Raw genomic sequence first — 16,482 nt, forward strand, 5'->3', positions numbered from 1 at the left:
CCCTAGTTCATGAGCAGACGAGAGAATTGGTCGGGCATGTGATCTGCCCAACATATTTGGGAGTTTTGTTGTTTAAAAATACCTTGCTGTTCAAGCCATGCTGAAAACTCAGGAGCGGGTTTTAAACCGAGGAGTTGTCTTAAATAGAGGGCATCATGGAATGAAGTCGTTTGATAGTTGAGCATGACATCGTCTGAACCCGGAATCCCCATAATAAAGTTAATACCCGCGGCGCCAAATAGAGTAAGAAGAACATCCATATCATTTTGGTCGGCATCGGCATGGTTGGTATAACAAATGTCGCAGCCCATTGGCACGCCAAGCAACTTACCGGAGAAGTGATCTTCTAGTCCCGCACGTATAATTTGTTTACCGTTAAAAAGGTATTCAGGACCAATAAAGCCAACGACTGTATTCACTAAAAGCGGATTGTATTTACGAGCTACTGCATAAGCACGCGTTTCTAATGTTTGCTGGTCAACGCCGTGATGTGCATTGCTGGATAACGCACTGCCTTGACCCGTTTCAAAGTACATGACGTTTTGTCCAATGGTTCCGCGCTTGAGTGCAAGTGTGGCTTCATATCCTTCTTGTAGTAAATCGAGCGATATTCCAAAGCCTTCGTTAGCCAGTTGTGTACCAGCGATTGATTGGAACATTAAATCAATTGGCACATTTTTTTCAGCAAGTTGAATGCCTGAGCTGATATGTGTGAGAACACAAGATTGTGTTGGAATCTGATATTCCTGAATGACATGATCAAGCAGTTTCAGTAGCTCTGACAAATTATGTAGGTTATCCGTCGCTGGATTGATACCAATCACGGCATCACCATTGCCATACATCAAACCATCTAAAATACTTGCAGAAATACCAAGCACATCATCGGTAGGGTGGTTCGGTTGTAAACGGGTAGAAAGATGGCCTTTTAAACCAATCGTGTTACGAAATTGAGTGACTACCTCACATTTACTGGCAACATAAATCAAATCTTGATTGCGCATAATTTTGCTGACAGCAGCTACCATTTCTGGAGTTAAACCTGACGCTAAGGCTTTTAGGCTTTGTGCAGTGGCTTCTTCACCAAGTAACCAATTTCGAAAATCACCTACTGTAAAGTGTGAAATAGGGGCAAAGGCTGCCAGATCATGTTCATCAATAATTAGTCTTGTAATTTCATCAGTTTCGTAATCGACCACAACCTCATTCAAAAAAGTTTTAAGTGGTACATCGGCCAAAGTCATTTGTGCCGCAACATGTTCGGTTGCGTCTCTGGCCGCTACACCTGCTAATTCATCTCCTGAACGTAAGGGCGTTGCTTTTGCCATCAAGGTCTTCAAGTCAGCAAAGTGATACTGTTGATTGGCGACAATATTGCGATAACTCATAGTTGAATCCTTTTTTATAGTTCTTGTTCCGCGGCTTTAATATTTGCAAACTCTTCTTCTGGTGTACCTTTAACTAAATGATAACGGCTATAGAGTAAAAAGTAAGCAATAAATACGACATAAATAGCGGCAGCAATAAACCAAACTTTCGGATTAACAACAAAGCCTGCAACCACAGCAGCGACTGCTAGAACTAAGGCAATACTTGAAGTAACGATTCCTCCAGGAGTTTTATAAGGACGAGGCATGTCGGGTTTAGATAGGCGTAGTTTGATGTGGGATAAAAGAATCAACACATAAGAAATAGTTGCACCAAAAACCGCGATTAAAATCAGTGAATCACCTTCTTTGCTAAGTGAAAGCAAGAACCCAATAATGCCCGGAATAATAATTGCGAGATAAGGGGCTTTATTTTTATTGGTTAAAGAGAGTGAAGTAGGTAAGTAACCAGCACGAGAGAGTGCAAAAATTTGACGCGAATAGGCATAGATAATTGAAAAGAAACTCGCGATTAAACCTGCTAAACCAACAAAGTTAACAAAAGTCGCAAGCCAAGTATTGGTGCCATACACTTTAACCAGAGCATCGACGAGGGGAGCACCAGAGTTTTGTAAAGTACTTGCACCCGCTGCACCTGCACCTAAGAATAAAATGAGCATAGCAAAGGCCGTTAAGATGAGCATTGCTCCGATTAAACCGCGTGGCAGGGATTTGGCTGGATCTTTTGCTTCTTCGGCTGCTAATGGCACACCTTCAACTGCAAGGAAAAACCAGATTGCAAAGGGAACTGCAGCCCAAATACCCAAATAGCCATGAGGTAAAAAAAGACTTGCACCAACACCTGTACCAACTGGGATATCAAACAAATTTTGTGCATTAAAGTGTGGAATCATTGCGACGATAAACACAATAAGGGCAATAGCAGCGACAAGGGTAATTGCGAACATAATTTTTAAGGCTTCGCCAGCACCTTTGAGATGTATGCCCATAAAAATGGCATAGCAGACGAGGTAAATCATCCAACCATTAATACCAAATAGAGATTCACAATAACCGCCAATAAATACGGCAATAGCAGCAGGTGCAATTGCGTATTCAATTAGAATAGCTGTTCCTGTTAAATAGCCCCCAAAAGGACCAAAGGCAGCACGTGCAAAACTATAACCGCCGCCTGCTGTCGGCATCATGGTGGACATTTCTGACATGGAAAGACACAGACACAAGTACATAAGCGCAGCAAGGGCAGTGGCAATAAACATACCACCCCAACCGCCTTGAGCAATACCGAAGTTCCAACCGGCAAAATCACCAGATATCACATAAGCCACGCCTAAACCAATCAGGAGTAACCAACCAACGGTACCTTGTTTAAGTTGACGCTGAGCAAAATATTCTGCTGACGAGACTTCTGTCTTTGAGGAAATAACGGAAGCTGTTTCTGGTTGATTCATACAATACTCCTGCGAGTGGATTTGTATGAATTAATGCAAAAGCAATGCCTAAATGAAGCACCTCAGGGAGTAGATGAAACTTTTTTGTTCTAAATGATAAAAATTCAATCTTAACAATCGGGAATAAAGAAGCCAGTAATCTAAATTACTGGCTTCTTATATAATTAGGTATCTTATTTCTTCGTAGTGTTGATAGCTTGGTATCAACTTGGTGCGAAACTTAGAAGAAGCCCATTGGTTTAGTTGAATAACTCACCAACAAGTTTTTAGTTTGTTGATAGTGATCTAGCATCATCTTATGGTTTTCACGGCCAATACCAGACTTCTTGTAACCACCAAATGCAGCATGTGCAGGGTAGATATTATAGCAGTTTGTCCAGATACGGCCCGCTTCAATAGCACGACCAGCACGGTAAGAAATATGTGCTGAACGTGACCAAACGCCAGCACCTAAACCATACATGGTATCATTGGCAATTTTGATTGCATCGTCAAAGTCTTTGAACGTTGTCACAGCAAGTACAGGTCCAAAAATTTCCTCTTGGAAAACTTGCATGCCATTGTGACCTTTAAAAATAGTCGGATCGACATAGTAACCATCGCCTACTTCTTTACGGCCGCTACCCCCAAGTAAGAGTTCTGCACCTTCTTCACGACCCGTGTTAATACAACGTAAGATTTTCTCTTGCTGTTGTAGAGATGCTTGAGCACCAATCATCGTTTCTGTATCAAGAGGATGGCCAGTTTTAATACGTTTTACACGTTCGACAGCCATCTCTAAGAACTGATCAGCAATGCTTTCTTGTACTAAAGCACGAGAAGGGCAAGTACATACTTCACCTTGGTTTAAGGCAAACATGGCAAAACCTTCAAGCGTTTTTTCTAAGAAATCATCTTCTTTATCCATGATATCTTCAAAGAAAAGGTTTGGTGACTTACCGCCAAGTTCTAAGGTAACTGGAATAATATTTTCGGTCGCATATTGCATCACCATTTGTCCAGTTTGAGTTGATCCTGTGAACGCGATTTTTGCAATACGTGGATTTGTTGCTAAAGGACGGCCGACTTCTGAACCGAAACCATTCACAATATTGAGGACACCTGGTGGTAAAATATCTTGAATGAGTTCAGCGACCAACAAAATACCCACTGGCGTTTGTTCAGCTGGCTTAATTACCACACAGTTACCTGCTGCTAAAGCAGGTGCAAGTTTCCATGCTGCCATCAAAATCGGGAAGTTCCACGGAATGATTTGACCAACGACACCTAGTGGTTCATGGAAATGGTAAGCAATAGTATCTTCATCAATTTCAGAGATGCCGCCTTCTTGAGCACGAATACATCCAGCGAAATAACGGAAATGGTCGATCGCGAGCGGAAGGTCAGCTGCTAAAGTTTCACGGACTGCTTTACCATTATCCCAAGTTTCGGCAACAGCAAGCATTTCAAGATTTGCCTCTAAACGATCAGCAATTTTTAAAAGTATATTTGAGCGTACTGTTGGTGATGCTTTATTCCATGTTGCTTTCGCCTTGTGTGCTGCATCTAGAGCGAGCTCAATATCTTCGGCACTAGAGCGTGGAATACGTGTGAAAGCTTTTCCGTCAACAGGAGATACATTGTCAAAATATGCACCTTTTATAGGTGCCACCCATTCACCGCCAATAAAATTTTCATATTGTGATTTAAATTGAACTTTTGAGCCTGGTTGATTTGGATCGATATAGCGCATATAAATATTCCTTTGCTTTTTAGGACTAAAGACTAACAAGAACCCTGTCAGTAGGTACTTTCGTACTTTGTATAATTAGGATATAAAGAAGAAGGTTGGAGAAAGGTTGGAATAGAAATGTGGATATATAAGGAATTTACAAATGTTCACAAAAAAGGATTTATTGCAGCAACGGACGTTGATTGATCAACTGCGCACGCAAAATAGTCTCTCTCCTCAGAACGCTGCCAAACTCGGCCAAAGTATTGCAAGCTCGTGGGAACGATCGGCTTCTGCCGCAATTCCTAAGGAGCGTTTTGCCGCTCCATTAGTCGAGAAAAAAACTGCTTCACAAAATGCTTTAGATATGGCTTTAAGCCAATGTGCCGACGACTTACGTCATATTGCAGAACAATCTTCAATGGTAATTGCTGTCGGTGATATTGGCAGTACGATTATCTGGACGGCACCAAGTGCTCAAATGCAAAGTGCTGCTGAGCGTGTACATTTTGTACAAGGTGGTCAGTGGCGTGAAGAATTTGTTGGCACCAATGCCTTGGCTTTATCTTTAAAAACTCAACAATCAAGTTGTGTTTTTTCTAATGAACATTACATGGAGTCGATTCATGATTGGGTGTGTTATGCCGCGCCGATTATCGACCCATATTCAAAACAGACGTTAGGCGTCGTTGATCTATCAACCACGTGGAAGAACCATAATAGTTTAGGGATATTGGCTGCTGAACGTTGTGCATCCATTATTCAGTCTGCTTTGCTAGAGCAGCAGCGTCAACATTTACATATCCGGGCATTTTCAACGCCGCAAGTTAAATTTAACGGCAAGAGTCTATTATTAACGCCGCGTCAAATTGAAATTTTAACCATATTGGCGCTATGTCCGCATGGTTTAACTTTAGAGCATCTTTATCAGGCGCTCTATGGCGAACGTAAAGTCAGCATGGGCACACTTAAAGCTGAAATGTCTCAACTACGAGATATTCTGGGAGGTTTACTTGGTTCACGCCCGTATCGGTTACTTGTACACGTTGAAGCTGATTTCTTACAAGCTGAACAAGCGCTCGATGCAGGATATGCAGCCTCAGCTTTGCAGCTTTACACAGGTGTATTTCTGGCAAAAACTGAAAGTCCGTTTTTATGTGCATGGCGCGACTGCCTTGAGTCGCGCTTGAGCGATGCAATTTTTAAAACCCAAGAAACAGATTTACTGTTAAAGCATCTAGCGCATTTCCCTGAAGCAATTGATGCGGTAGAACGCCTTATGGAGCTCTTACCAAGTGAACATCCTGCGCATCAACTGCTGGTGAAATACCTTGACTCACCTAAGCTTAGTTAAGTAATTTTTTGATCCAGCCACTGGAACAATTGTTGATAGACTTGTTCTCGTACTGGCTGGGCCGAAAGGACTAAGTCATGCAATCCATTGTGAATAGAGACTACAGAGACATCACCTTTAATTTTTTTACCATGTTTCTCAATGTCTTTAACATCTAAAATCACGTCACTTTGAGTTGCATCTGGACCCCATTTGCGCGGGTTTTTAGTTTGATGCGAATGCATAATCATTGCGGTAATGTTTAGTTTAACCCCGCGATGAATCTCTTTTTGTGCCGTATGAATCGCATGTACAAAGCTGAGTTGAACTGTAGGGGCAGAGGTTGGTTTCCAGTCAAGGTTAAACTCCCATTCACCTTTGAGCTGCTTGTGAAGACTGGTGGTATACCATTTGTTGAGTTGGCTTGGGAATTTAACTTTTGGTAGATATTTTCCTACTCGACTGAGCATTGGAATACCAAATTTCTTTTCGATTAGACTTAAATTAAAGTCGTAAAACGGACTATTTGCCCATAGCGCTTTAATAAGAGGATGATCTGGATGATGGGCAGCATAAAGTGTTGCTGTCAAACCACCAGTTGAATGACCTGCGAGTAAAACCTGAGTGTGTTGCTCTTCACCAATAATCTCTAATGCTTGAGTAATTTCGGCATCGTATTCATTTAAATCAAGCACATTATAGAAAATTTGATGAGGTAGCTTTGAGCGGCCATATTTTCTTAAATCAAGTGCATAGAAGTCATAACCATGAGCATTAAATTGCTCAGCCATTTCGGTTTGAAAGAAATAATCTAAAAAACCATGAATATACAGCACGGCTTTTTGAGTCGGTTGAGCGGCCTTTTTACGGACTAAGGTGGCTACAACTTTTCCTTCATAATCATCCGGAAAGTTGAGTGTGCGTTGTTCATAACCCGTACCTAAAATATCTGGAACATAAGTTTGATTAGCTAAAGATGTATTCATTTTTATCGAGCTATTGTAATTAAGACATGCAGAGTATCCTTCAATGAAATGGGCGAATTGTCAATTAGGTTTAGAGAGGGTTGGAGTTTAGGTTCTAAAAAAAGGGAATACCGCTGGAGCTAAGTATTCCCCAAAAAAGTAAGTCAACGGTCGGAGGGATTTGACTTACTAGAGGGATATGCCATTACATCAGTATTAAAGTGCTGCTTTGAAAATCTCCACAACTTGTGCATGATTTGCTTTACGAGGGTTGGTGAGCATACATGCATCTTTTTGAGCATTATCTGCCATCACCGCAAGGTCTTCAGTTTTCACACCAAGCTCGGTTAAGCCAGATGGAATACCAATTGATGAAGACAGTTTGCGAATGGCATCAATTGCGGCATAGGCAGCTTCTGTTACGGTGAGTCCGTGAGTATTTACACCCATTAACTCCGCGATTTTTGCGTAGCGATCTGGGCAAGCAATTAAGTTAAATTCACAAACATGTGGTAACAAGATTGCATTACATACGCCGTGAGGTAGGTTGTAGAAACCGCCTAACTGGTGCGCCATTGCGTGAACATAACCTAAAGATGCGTTGTTAAATGCCATGCCAGCCAAATATTGTGCATAGCTCATCGCATCACGCGCTTCGATGTTTTCACCATTTGCGACAGCAGGTTGTAACCACTGGCTAATCATCGTAATCGCTTTTTCTGCACACGCATCAGTAATTGGGTTTGCCGCTGTAGAAACATATGCTTCAACTGCATGGGTTAATGCATCCATACCTGTTGCAGCGGTTAAACCAGCCGGTTTTGCAATCATGAGTTTCGGATCATCGATCGCGATAAGTGGAGTACAACGCCAGTCAACAATCGCCATTTTTACGTGAGTATCTGTATTGGTAATAATACAGAAACGAGTCATTTCAGATGCCGTACCAGCTGTGGTGTTCACTGCAATCAATGGCGTCATCGGGACTTTACTTTTATCAATACCTTCGTAGTCGCGAATATGACCACCACCAGCAGTGACTAACCCAATCCCTTTTGCACAGTCGTGAGATGAACCGCCACCTAAAGACACAATAAAGTCACAGCCATTGTCGTTATAGGCATTTACGCCATTATGAACATTAATATCGGTTGGGTTAGGTTCTGCGCCTGGGAATATATGGCTTGCAACGCCTGCTTCAGTTAAATAGTTTGCGATAAGATCTGCAACACCAAATTTAAATAAGCCTTCATCGGTCACAATTAATGCTTTTTTTGCGCCGAGGTTTTGTGCCTTTGTACCAATTTCTTTAGCACATCCTGGTCCAAAGAGTGATACGCATGGAATATAAAAACCGTTTGTTTGATCTGCAATATTTTTAAAAGCCATGGAGTGATTCCTTCTTCCATAAATCCATTGTTTGTTATTACAGGTGAGCCTCACCATGGCCTTAGTATTGTGATGTGAAGTTTATTTTCCTACCTACCAAAAACCTACCAAATATTATTTTGTTTTTAATTATTGATTTATATGTGCTTTTTAGAAAGTTTGGCACATTCATTTAATTTTTTCGGGAAAATCGTTAAGCTATGGGCTGTTGAAGATGTACATATGAGATTATGAAACAGGAAACTGCGCTTAAACTGCTTAAAGCAGGTGAAAATGTCTTTTTAACCGGTTCGGCTGGTGCAGGGAAAACCTATACACTCAATCAGTACATCCAATACCTAAAAGCACGTAAAGTGCCTGTAGCTATTACGGCGTCTACAGGTATTGCGGCAACGCATATGAACGGTATGACCATTCATACATGGGCTGGCATTGGCATTAAAGATCTGTTAACTGACGACGATCTAAAACGCATGAAAGAGCGTAAATATCTCAAGGAACACCTTGAAAATGCGCAAGTTCTTGTGATTGATGAAATCTCAATGCTACATGCGAAACAGCTTAATCTGGTCAATCAAGTTCTAAAATATTTTAAAGAAAGCGATGAAGCATTCGGTGGTATTCAAGTCATTGTGGCTGGAGATTTCTTCCAGTTACCGCCTGTAGGTCGTAATGGTGAAGCCAACCGTGATAAGTTCTGCTTTATGTCAGATGCATGGGTCGAAGCTAAATTCCGCGTATGCTATTTAACAGAACAGCACCGTCAAGACGATGAAATTCTGAACCAGATTTTAAACGCGATTCGTGCGCAAAATATTCAACCAGATCATTTACAAGCACTGCGTCAATCACGCTCGCATGATATTGGTGACACCTTTACTCGTCTTTATACGCATAATATGGATGTCGACAACATCAATTATCAGCACTTAAATGAAATTGATAATGAAGGGCATCAATTCAATGCTGTTTTAGATGGTAATGAAAAGTTATTAGAAACTTTAAAATCTTCAGTGCGTGCGCCAGAAGAACTCACACTTAAAAAACATGCCAAAGTCATGTTTGTAAAAAATAACTTTGATATGGGTTATATCAATGGAAGCTTGGGTGAAGTCATCGGCTTTGAAGAAGATGATGAAAATGGCTTACTGCCCAAAGTAAAATTGACCGATGGAACAACATTGTTGGTTGCTCCTGAAACGTGGTCCGTTGAAAATGAAGCAGGCAAAGTGATTGCAAGTTTTCAGCAAATTCCGCTTCGTTTAGCGTGGGCGATTACTATTCATAAAAGCCAAGGGATGACTTTAGAAGCGGCTGAAATTAACCTCATGAACACCTTTGAAAAAGGGCAGGGTTATGTTGCATTGTCGCGCCTAAAATCTTTAACTGGTCTAAAATTATTAGGGATTAACGAGCAAGCTTTAGAGTTAGATAGTTTAGCTGTAAAAGCGGATCGTCGTTTTCAAGAGCTTTCAAAAGAAGCCGAAGATAACTTTGCAGATGTAGATTTAACGGCTCAGCATAAAGCGTTTATTCGTCACTGTGGCGGCACCTTAAATGAAACCGAGATTTCTCGTAATGAGAAGAAACTCGCAAAAGGTGGCAAGCAAAATTACGCTACGGCAACGCTAGATGAGACACGTGCGTTGTTTGAAGAAGGCTATGAGATTGAAGACATCGCGCATGAACGTGGTTTAACCCCAGCGACGATTATTAATCACTTGGCTCGACTGCATAAAGAGCAAAAGCTGGATATTTCAGTTGCCCATCCGGGTGAAGAGGTGGTCGAAGAAATTCGTAAAATTTATAAGAAGCTGAAAAAGCGTCAAAATCCAGATCATTTTTCTGATGATGGTTCGATCAGACTAAGACCAATTGTTGAAGCAACCAGTCCTCGAATGGGATATGATCAGGTCCGATTAGCTTTATTATTTATTGAATAAAGTTTAATTCGCTTAATGACTTATTATATAAATTGAGGTGGCTATGCCGCACGTTGTAGTTGATTATTCAGAAAATTTAACTGGATTAAACGCAAAACAATTACTTGAAGAAATTAATACCACACTGATTGAAACAGAGCTATTTAGTCCAGAAGACATTAAAAGCCGCGCGCGTAAAGATGATGTTTTCTTGATTGGTTTGGGACTGGAACAGGCTTATATTCATGCAAAGGTCTATATTTTGTCTGGAAGAACTGACGAACAAAAACAGCTAATGGGTGAACAGCTATTAACGGCACTCAGCAATAAAAATTATTTACAACAAGAGTTTAATAAAGAAATTCAATTGTGCGTTGAGCTTATCGATATGCCAAGAGAAGATTACTTTAAGCAAGTTGTATAATTCTAAAAAAGCGCAATTTCAATCAAGAATAGAGATCAGCACTATGTAAAAGTAGTCCGATCTTATTACAGATATCTACTTACTTTTAAAGTGATTCTAGCGTGATACAGGCATAATCTAGGTTATGCCTGTATCTCTAAAAGCCTAATATCTGCATATTGTTCGATCAAGTTGTCATCTAGCATATGGATATAATCCATAAAGATGGTACTAAAACTTCCCATAGTTTGCGCTTGATTTGCAGCAAGTTTACCCGCAATCGCAAAATGAACATGAGCTGAAAGAGCAGCAATCGTTGGCGTCGTCACAGCGCTATATGCTGCGATTAACGCACCTAAAGCGCAGCCTGTTGCTGTGATTTTGGGCTGTAAAGGGCTTCCGCCGTTTACTTGAATCACAGCATCTAATTCTTTAGATAAAATATAATCTGACTCACCTGAAATAGCGATACAGTCCGCATGTGCTAATAGTGCATAGGCTTGTTGATAGGCTTGATCACTACTTAGGGTACTATCGACACCTTTAGATTGAACTTGGTTGCCTGCAAGCGTACTGATTTCTGAAGCATTACCACGAATAACGCTTGGCTTGAACTGTAAAAGCTCGTCTGTCATTTGACTACGCCAAGCTAAAATTGGTCCATAGCCGACTGGATCAAGTACCCACGGAATGTTATGAAGCTGTGCTGCCTTGGCAGAGATTTGCATGGCTTGCATTTGCTCTGAAGTAGGTGTGCCCAAATTAATGCTTAAAGCCGATGAAATTTTGGTAAAACTTTCTGCTTCATAAGGATTATCAATCATGGCAGGTGAAGCACCAGAAGCAAGTAAGACATTGGCTGTATAGTTGGCTGCAACGCTATTGGTAATGCATTGCACAAGAGGCGTTTTTGCCTGCATGTTTTGCCAAGCGTCAATTACCTGCTCAATCAAAGTCGATGCTGATGTCATGTTACTATCCTTATTAAGCCAAAGTGATTGTAGATTTAGTGAGTAAAATAATGATCTTGATGCTTACATCTTTGGCAAATCAAAGAAACATAATCTGCCGCATCATAATCAACACTTAAATCATTTGAACCACAATGCATACAGCGTTTAACTGAATAAAAGTTTAATCGAGGTTCAATTTTCCGCCATGCTTTCCAGACAGGTTGTACAAAGATCTGTTCGTCGTAGCCTAAGAAGCGATTAAGTAAAATATAACTCATTTTACTGTAGGGAATATTGTGAGGGCGAGGCAACATTGAGGTTTCCCACTTTTCAGCTAAGGCTCTCTCACGATATTGCTCTAAGGTTTTCTTTAACAAATTGGTGTTAATAAATTTTTCATTACGCGGCTGTAGAGCTTTTTGTTTATAAAGGTACTCAAGCGCGGTTTGAATTAAATAATAAATTTGACCAATTGCCAATGAATCCATTAAACGATAGCAAAAAGTTTGGAAATTAGAGCTTCCTGCAATTTGAATGCCCCAAGTGCGGCAATAGAACTGCATAAACTGAATAATCTCTTGGTAGAGAACCTGAAAAAGTACGTCTTTTACTTCATCGGCACTACGAAACGGAATACCAAGACTTAAATTTTCATAAAACCAGTAGCGTAATTGCTGGGCAACACTAAATAAACTTGGGTCACTATAACCATCCAAGCGAATGTTTAAATAAAAGCACTGAGGTTCATCAGCTTGATCTTGGGCGTTTAAAATTCCATCTTTATGGAGTTGCTTAATCAGATAGTTTTGAAAAATCCAGTTTGGTGTAATGGACTGATATTTAATCTGATCCCAGTGAATGTATTCGTCATGTGCAAGATCATCACGAGCATAGTCATCAAGTAGGCTGAGTAAAAAAAGTTTATGTAAAAAACTGAGCTGTTCCAGACTACGTTGTGGTTGCTCTTTTGACTTGAATTGGCGTTGTTCTTGTAGGCGTGTTTGCTGTAAAAGCTTTTTCCGTTGTTTTGTGCATGTTTCACAATGACAAGTCATTTTCGTATCTTTAAATATACGGTGCTGACAATGACTGCATTCATGAAACTGAATGTCTTGTTCAAATTGCTCGGCATCTACCCAGTACATTGAAGCTTGGCAGAGAGGACAATGGCTACTTTCATCTAGCTGTTTCTGTAGAATTTGTAAGGCCATTTCGCTCCGAATGCATAAATTAGTCAGGATAGAGCTATTATACACAGCCGCATTGCCGATAGCTGAGATTGTCTTTTTGTTTGGTGCAAAAATAGAAAACCTAAAATCTTTATTATGATTTTAGGTTTTCATAAGGGGTTAAAATTTAAAATTAAACAGGGCACGGCAAGCTCTCATCATTCTGTCCAAGCTTTTTGGCATTGATAAGTGCCTGCACTTTTTTACTTGGTAGTTTTACTTTACCTAAAGCATCATAAGTATTGACGATAGAAGTCACCTCCTGAGCTGTAATAGAAATACCTTCCGCAGATAAAAATACTGCGATCACATGGTGATCGAGTCCTGCTGCGTCTAGATCATGAATCGCTTTAATATTTTCTAAACGATGAAAATGTGCTTTTAATTCCATACTGACACCTCTTGTTCTGATTGAAATATTTATATTGGTGCATTAATAAAGGCAAGAACCATGCCCAAAATGTAAGCTGACTCTAAAAAATGTTAAAAGCTGAAGTTGTTTTATTTTTATTGTATAGATTGATTATATAAGCAACGATTATCGTAAATTTGGTCTAATCTGTGCTAATAAAAGACGATTCTAATTTGAAATGTATAAATGAAGTCCCATTAATTTTATAAAGGTAAACAAACACGGTATGTATGAATGTGTATGATCAAGTTCATAAAATTCGTACTACGGTTTCCGAAAAGTATATAAGGAATAAAGATGAATATTGCGGCGCAGCCTCCAGTTCAGGCAGATCAAACAGTTTATTTAAAAGATTATCAAAAACCTTCATTCTTGGTTGAATCTATTAATCTTGATATTCAAGTATATGACGATAAAACAATTGTTGATTCAACATTAGTCATGAAGCGTCAAACTGCTGGAGACTTGGTGTTATTGGGCCGTGATCTTGAATTGCAATCTATTCAGCTCAATGGTCAAGATCTTACTCCTGCACAATATTCACTCGATAGTGAACAACTGGTGATCACTGATGCACCAGATGAAGCCATTTTACAAACTCAAGTGATTATTCATCCTGAAACCAACACTCAGCTTGAAGGTTTATATAAAGCAGATGAGTTGTTTGTAACCCAGAATGAACCTGAAGGCTTCCGCAAAATCACGTTCTATCCAGACCGTCCAGATGTACTTTCAGTCTTTACGACACGTGTAGAAGCCGACAAAAAATATCCAGTGTTACTTGCCAATGGTAATTTGCTTGAAACAGGTGAGGTAGGTGAAAACCGTCACTTTGCGATCTGGCAAGACCCGACTAAAAAACCAAGCTACTTGTTTGCTTGTGTTATTGGTGATTTAGCTGTTCTTAAAGATCGTTATACGACGTCTGAAGGGCGCGATGTTGCTTTAGAAATCTATGCAATCGAGAAAGACATTCCAAAATGCCATATCGCAATGGAAGCATTAAAGCATTCAATGCGTTGGGATGAAGAACACTACGGCCGTGCTTATGACCTCGACAACTATATGATTGTTGCTGTTAGTCAGTTCAACATGGGTGCCATGGAAAATAAAGGTTTAAACATCTTTAATACCTCATGCGTGCTTGCCGATGAAGAGTACACAACTGACGCAGCGATTATGCGAGTACAGTCTGTGATTGCGCATGAATATTTCCATAACTGGACCGGGAACCGTATTACTTGCCGTGACTGGTTCCAGCTGTGCTTAAAAGAAGGTTTAACGGTTTTCCGTGACCAGTCTTTCTCTGAAGATTTACAATCTGCTGCAGTTCAACGTATTGATGATGTCGCTGTACTTAAATCGCATCAATTCCCGGAAGATGCTGGTCCATTGTCGCATCCACCGCGTCCAGATCACTTTGTAGAAATTAATAACTTCTATACAGCGACAGTCTATGAAAAAGGTGCGGAAATTAACCGCATGATGTCGACCTTACTCGGTAAAGAAAAATACCGTCAAGGAACCGATGAATATTTCCGCCGTCATGATGGACAAGCCGTAACAGTAGAAGACTGGGTTGCTGCATTATCTGCGGGTTCAGGTGTTGATTTATCTGCATTCTTAACTTGGTATAACCAACCAGGTACGCCAAAGCTTGAAGCAAAAGGTGAGTACCATGCAATAGCACAAACTTACCGTTTAAGCTTTAAACAAAGCCTAAAAGCGCATCCTAAATATCCGAATTTAAAAGCTGTTCCAATTCCTGTTGCTTTAGCGCTTTTTAACGCTAAAACAGGGGAGCAATATACATTGCACAGTGAAAGCCTATTCGTAAATGATGTTAAAGATGGCGTGTATTTGTTTGACCAAGATGAGGCAACCATTGAATTTACAGGGGTAACTGAGCAACCTGTTGTTTCCCTACTACGTAATTTCTCTGCACCTGTAAATCTGGTATTTGATTACAGTGATGAAGAATTAGCATTCTTAATTCAACATGAAACAAACGGTTTCAACCAGTGGCAAGCAACACAAATGTTACTTGAACGTATTTTGCTAGAAGACCATTCTGCAGATGCTTACATTCAAGCTATTCAAAGCACATTGCCTGAGTTGGTTGGCCGCGACCCGCTGTTAGCATCACGTTTGTTTGATGTTCCAAGTGAAGGTTATTTAGGTAGTCGTATTGATCAGAACTATGCACCAGCCGATATTCATGTAAAACGTGAAGCTTTACTAAATCGTTTAGCACAAGAGTTGGGTTCGTTTTGGAAAGATACCTACCTTACACTTGACCCTGACTTGCAAAAAGAATTCTCTTTAGCCATGGGTGTACGCGCATTAAAAAATATCATGCTGATGATGATGGCTCGTCAGGGTGATCAAAGTGCATTTGAATTAGCACATGTTCAATACCAAAACACAGGCAATATGTCTGAGCGTTTAGGTGCGCTACGTGTATTGGTTTGGCAAAACGCACCTCAAGCTCAAGAGGCACTTGCTGATTTCTATGACCGCTTTAAAGATGAAGCTTTATCTTTAGACCAGTGGTTTATGATTCAGGCTGCAAACCCAAATGCCACAACAGAAACAATCGAGTACTTAACTCAACATCCCGACTATGATTTAACAACTCCAAACCGTATTCGTGCGGTAAGTGGCGGGTTATCAAATAATCCTGAAAATACTTGGGGCTTTGGTGTCGCTCACTTTATTAACCTTGCAGAATATCTTGACGAGAAAAACCCGATTTTAGGTTCACGTCTGTTACAGGTGTTATCTCGCTGGTATACGCTTGCAGAGCCTCAGCGCACTCAAGTACAACAAGCTTTAAAAGCATTGCAGCCTAAAGTGAAATCGAAAAATGTTTCTGAAACCTTAAATAGCATGCTGAGCGTTTAATTATTTAAACTTACTAAATAAAGGTCTCTAAAGAGGCCTTTATTTTTTTATATCTCATAGCTCTTCAAGATTTAAAATAAATAAAACTATCCTTGTTATAGTTCATGTGTAGATCAAGTTTTATCATTTTATTTTTATATAAATTATAATCTTGAATACTTTGTTGGAGATAAACTTTTAAGTAATAATATAAAATTACCATTAAAAGTATAGTCAGGAAATAACTAAGTACTTATGTAAATAGAATTTAATTTCATAAAGTTTGATAATTTTTTGACATATTTATTTAAATTTAAATAAATAAATTTTTTTTAAATTTTATTAAAGTTATTTAAATCAAAAACTTAAATTTTGTAATTATTGTTTTTTTGTATCCGTAAGATAGGTTTAGGTAAATTTGTTTTATTGATTAGAAATTAAAA

At 39.7% G+C, this 16,482-nt stretch carries 12 protein-coding genes; 4 read left to right on the forward strand and 8 right to left on the reverse strand.

The window, feature by feature from the left end; translation table 11 throughout:
* Positions 1-2: 2 nt before the first annotated feature.
* The 3 genes from JGE69_RS07985 to JGE69_RS07995 form a co-directional block, all read right to left on the reverse strand.
* Positions 3-1,388, reverse strand: a complete 1,386-nt coding sequence (locus JGE69_RS07985) for an ethanolamine ammonia-lyase subunit EutB (protein ID WP_199112837.1) — start codon at positions 1,386-1,388, stop codon at positions 3-5.
* Positions 1,389-1,402: 14 nt separating this feature from the next.
* Positions 1,403-2,839, reverse strand: coding sequence for an ethanolamine permease (gene eat / locus JGE69_RS07990; protein WP_199112836.1), 1,437 nt, complete (start codon positions 2,837-2,839; stop codon positions 1,403-1,405).
* A 220-nt stretch (positions 2,840-3,059) separates the two neighbouring features.
* Positions 3,060-4,571: an aldehyde dehydrogenase family protein gene (locus JGE69_RS07995; RefSeq protein WP_199112835.1), complete on the reverse strand. Its 1,512-nt coding sequence runs from the start codon at positions 4,569-4,571 to the stop codon at positions 3,060-3,062.
* Positions 4,572-4,713: 142 nt separating this feature from the next.
* On the opposite strand from JGE69_RS07995, the gene JGE69_RS08000 reads away from it, so the two are divergent.
* Complete coding sequence (locus tag JGE69_RS08000) at positions 4,714-5,904, forward strand: helix-turn-helix domain-containing protein (protein WP_199112833.1); 1,191 nt, start codon at positions 4,714-4,716, stop codon at positions 5,902-5,904.
* Here JGE69_RS08000 and JGE69_RS08005 read toward each other — a convergent pair.
* Both JGE69_RS08005 and mdh read right to left on the reverse strand, forming a co-directional pair.
* Positions 5,901-6,869 (reverse strand): alpha/beta hydrolase, encoded by a 969-nt coding sequence (locus JGE69_RS08005; RefSeq protein WP_199112831.1) that lies wholly within the window; start codon positions 6,867-6,869, stop codon positions 5,901-5,903. The two genes, JGE69_RS08000 and JGE69_RS08005, sit on opposite strands and share 4 nt — an antisense overlap.
* 195 nt (positions 6,870-7,064) lie before the next feature.
* Positions 7,065-8,237 carry an iron-dependent methanol dehydrogenase gene (gene mdh / locus JGE69_RS08010; protein ID WP_002119340.1) on the reverse strand — a complete coding sequence of 391 codons (1,173 nt, stop codon included), beginning with the start codon at positions 8,235-8,237 and terminating at the stop codon, positions 7,065-7,067.
* A gap of 230 nt (positions 8,238-8,467) precedes the next feature.
* On the opposite strand from mdh, the gene JGE69_RS08015 reads away from it, so the two are divergent.
* Both JGE69_RS08015 and JGE69_RS08020 read left to right on the forward strand, forming a co-directional pair.
* Positions 8,468-10,180 carry an AAA family ATPase gene (locus JGE69_RS08015; RefSeq protein ID WP_199112829.1) on the forward strand — a complete coding sequence of 571 codons (1,713 nt, stop codon included), beginning with the start codon at positions 8,468-8,470 and terminating at the stop codon, positions 10,178-10,180.
* 43 nt (positions 10,181-10,223) lie between these two features.
* The gene (locus JGE69_RS08020; RefSeq protein WP_199112828.1) at positions 10,224-10,583 is read left to right on the forward strand and encodes a 5-carboxymethyl-2-hydroxymuconate Delta-isomerase; all 360 of its coding nucleotides are present in this window, start codon (positions 10,224-10,226) and stop codon (positions 10,581-10,583) included.
* Between the two features lie 122 nt (positions 10,584-10,705).
* On the opposite strand, the gene thiM is transcribed toward JGE69_RS08020, so the two are convergent.
* From thiM to JGE69_RS08035, 3 genes are all read right to left on the reverse strand, one after another.
* Complete coding sequence (gene thiM / locus JGE69_RS08025) at positions 10,706-11,533, reverse strand: hydroxyethylthiazole kinase (RefSeq protein WP_086265960.1); 828 nt, start codon at positions 11,531-11,533, stop codon at positions 10,706-10,708.
* 35 nt (positions 11,534-11,568) lie between these two features.
* Positions 11,569-12,726, reverse strand: a complete 1,158-nt coding sequence (locus tag JGE69_RS08030; protein WP_199112827.1) for a hypothetical protein — start codon at positions 12,724-12,726, stop codon at positions 11,569-11,571.
* Positions 12,727-12,877: 151 nt separating this feature from the next.
* Complete coding sequence (locus tag JGE69_RS08035) at positions 12,878-13,135, reverse strand: hypothetical protein (RefSeq protein ID WP_005068647.1); 258 nt, start codon at positions 13,133-13,135, stop codon at positions 12,878-12,880.
* 318 nt (positions 13,136-13,453) lie between these two features.
* On the opposite strand from JGE69_RS08035, the gene pepN reads away from it, so the two are divergent.
* Positions 13,454-16,060, forward strand: a complete 2,607-nt coding sequence (gene pepN, locus JGE69_RS08040) for an aminopeptidase N (protein WP_199112826.1) — start codon at positions 13,454-13,456, stop codon at positions 16,058-16,060.
* Positions 16,061-16,482 lie beyond the last annotated feature (422 nt).

Origin of the sequence: Acinetobacter sp. C13, assembly GCF_016809775.1 — a bacterium.
Lineage (GTDB): Bacteria > Pseudomonadota > Gammaproteobacteria > Pseudomonadales > Moraxellaceae > Acinetobacter > Acinetobacter pittii.

What these genes read in the sequence shown, in the direction of transcription:
- JGE69_RS07985 (WP_199112837.1), bottom strand. Translation starts at nt 1,388, where the DNA reads ATGAGTTATCGCAATATTGTCGCCAATCAACAGTATCACTTTGCTGAC.
- eat (WP_199112836.1), bottom strand. Translation starts at nt 2,839, where the DNA reads ATGAATCAACCAGAAACAGCTTCCGTTATTTCCTCAAAGACAGAAGTC.
- JGE69_RS07995 (WP_199112835.1), bottom strand. Translation starts at nt 4,571, where the DNA reads ATGCGCTATATCGATCCAAATCAACCAGGCTCAAAAGTTCAATTTAAA.
- JGE69_RS08000 (WP_199112833.1), top strand. Translation starts at nt 4,714, where the DNA reads ATGTTCACAAAAAAGGATTTATTGCAGCAACGGACGTTGATTGATCAA.
- JGE69_RS08005 (WP_199112831.1), bottom strand. Translation starts at nt 6,869, where the DNA reads ATGAATACATCTTTAGCTAATCAAACTTATGTTCCAGATATTTTAGGT.
- mdh (WP_002119340.1), bottom strand. Translation starts at nt 8,237, where the DNA reads ATGGCTTTTAAAAATATTGCAGATCAAACAAACGGTTTTTATATTCCA.
- JGE69_RS08015 (WP_199112829.1), top strand. Translation starts at nt 8,468, where the DNA reads ATGAAACAGGAAACTGCGCTTAAACTGCTTAAAGCAGGTGAAAATGTC.
- JGE69_RS08020 (WP_199112828.1), top strand. Translation starts at nt 10,224, where the DNA reads ATGCCGCACGTTGTAGTTGATTATTCAGAAAATTTAACTGGATTAAAC.
- thiM (WP_086265960.1), bottom strand. Translation starts at nt 11,533, where the DNA reads ATGACATCAGCATCGACTTTGATTGAGCAGGTAATTGACGCTTGGCAA.
- JGE69_RS08030 (WP_199112827.1), bottom strand. Translation starts at nt 12,726, where the DNA reads ATGGCCTTACAAATTCTACAGAAACAGCTAGATGAAAGTAGCCATTGT.
- JGE69_RS08035 (WP_005068647.1), bottom strand. Translation starts at nt 13,135, where the DNA reads ATGGAATTAAAAGCACATTTTCATCGTTTAGAAAATATTAAAGCGATT.
- pepN (WP_199112826.1), top strand. Translation starts at nt 13,454, where the DNA reads ATGAATATTGCGGCGCAGCCTCCAGTTCAGGCAGATCAAACAGTTTAT.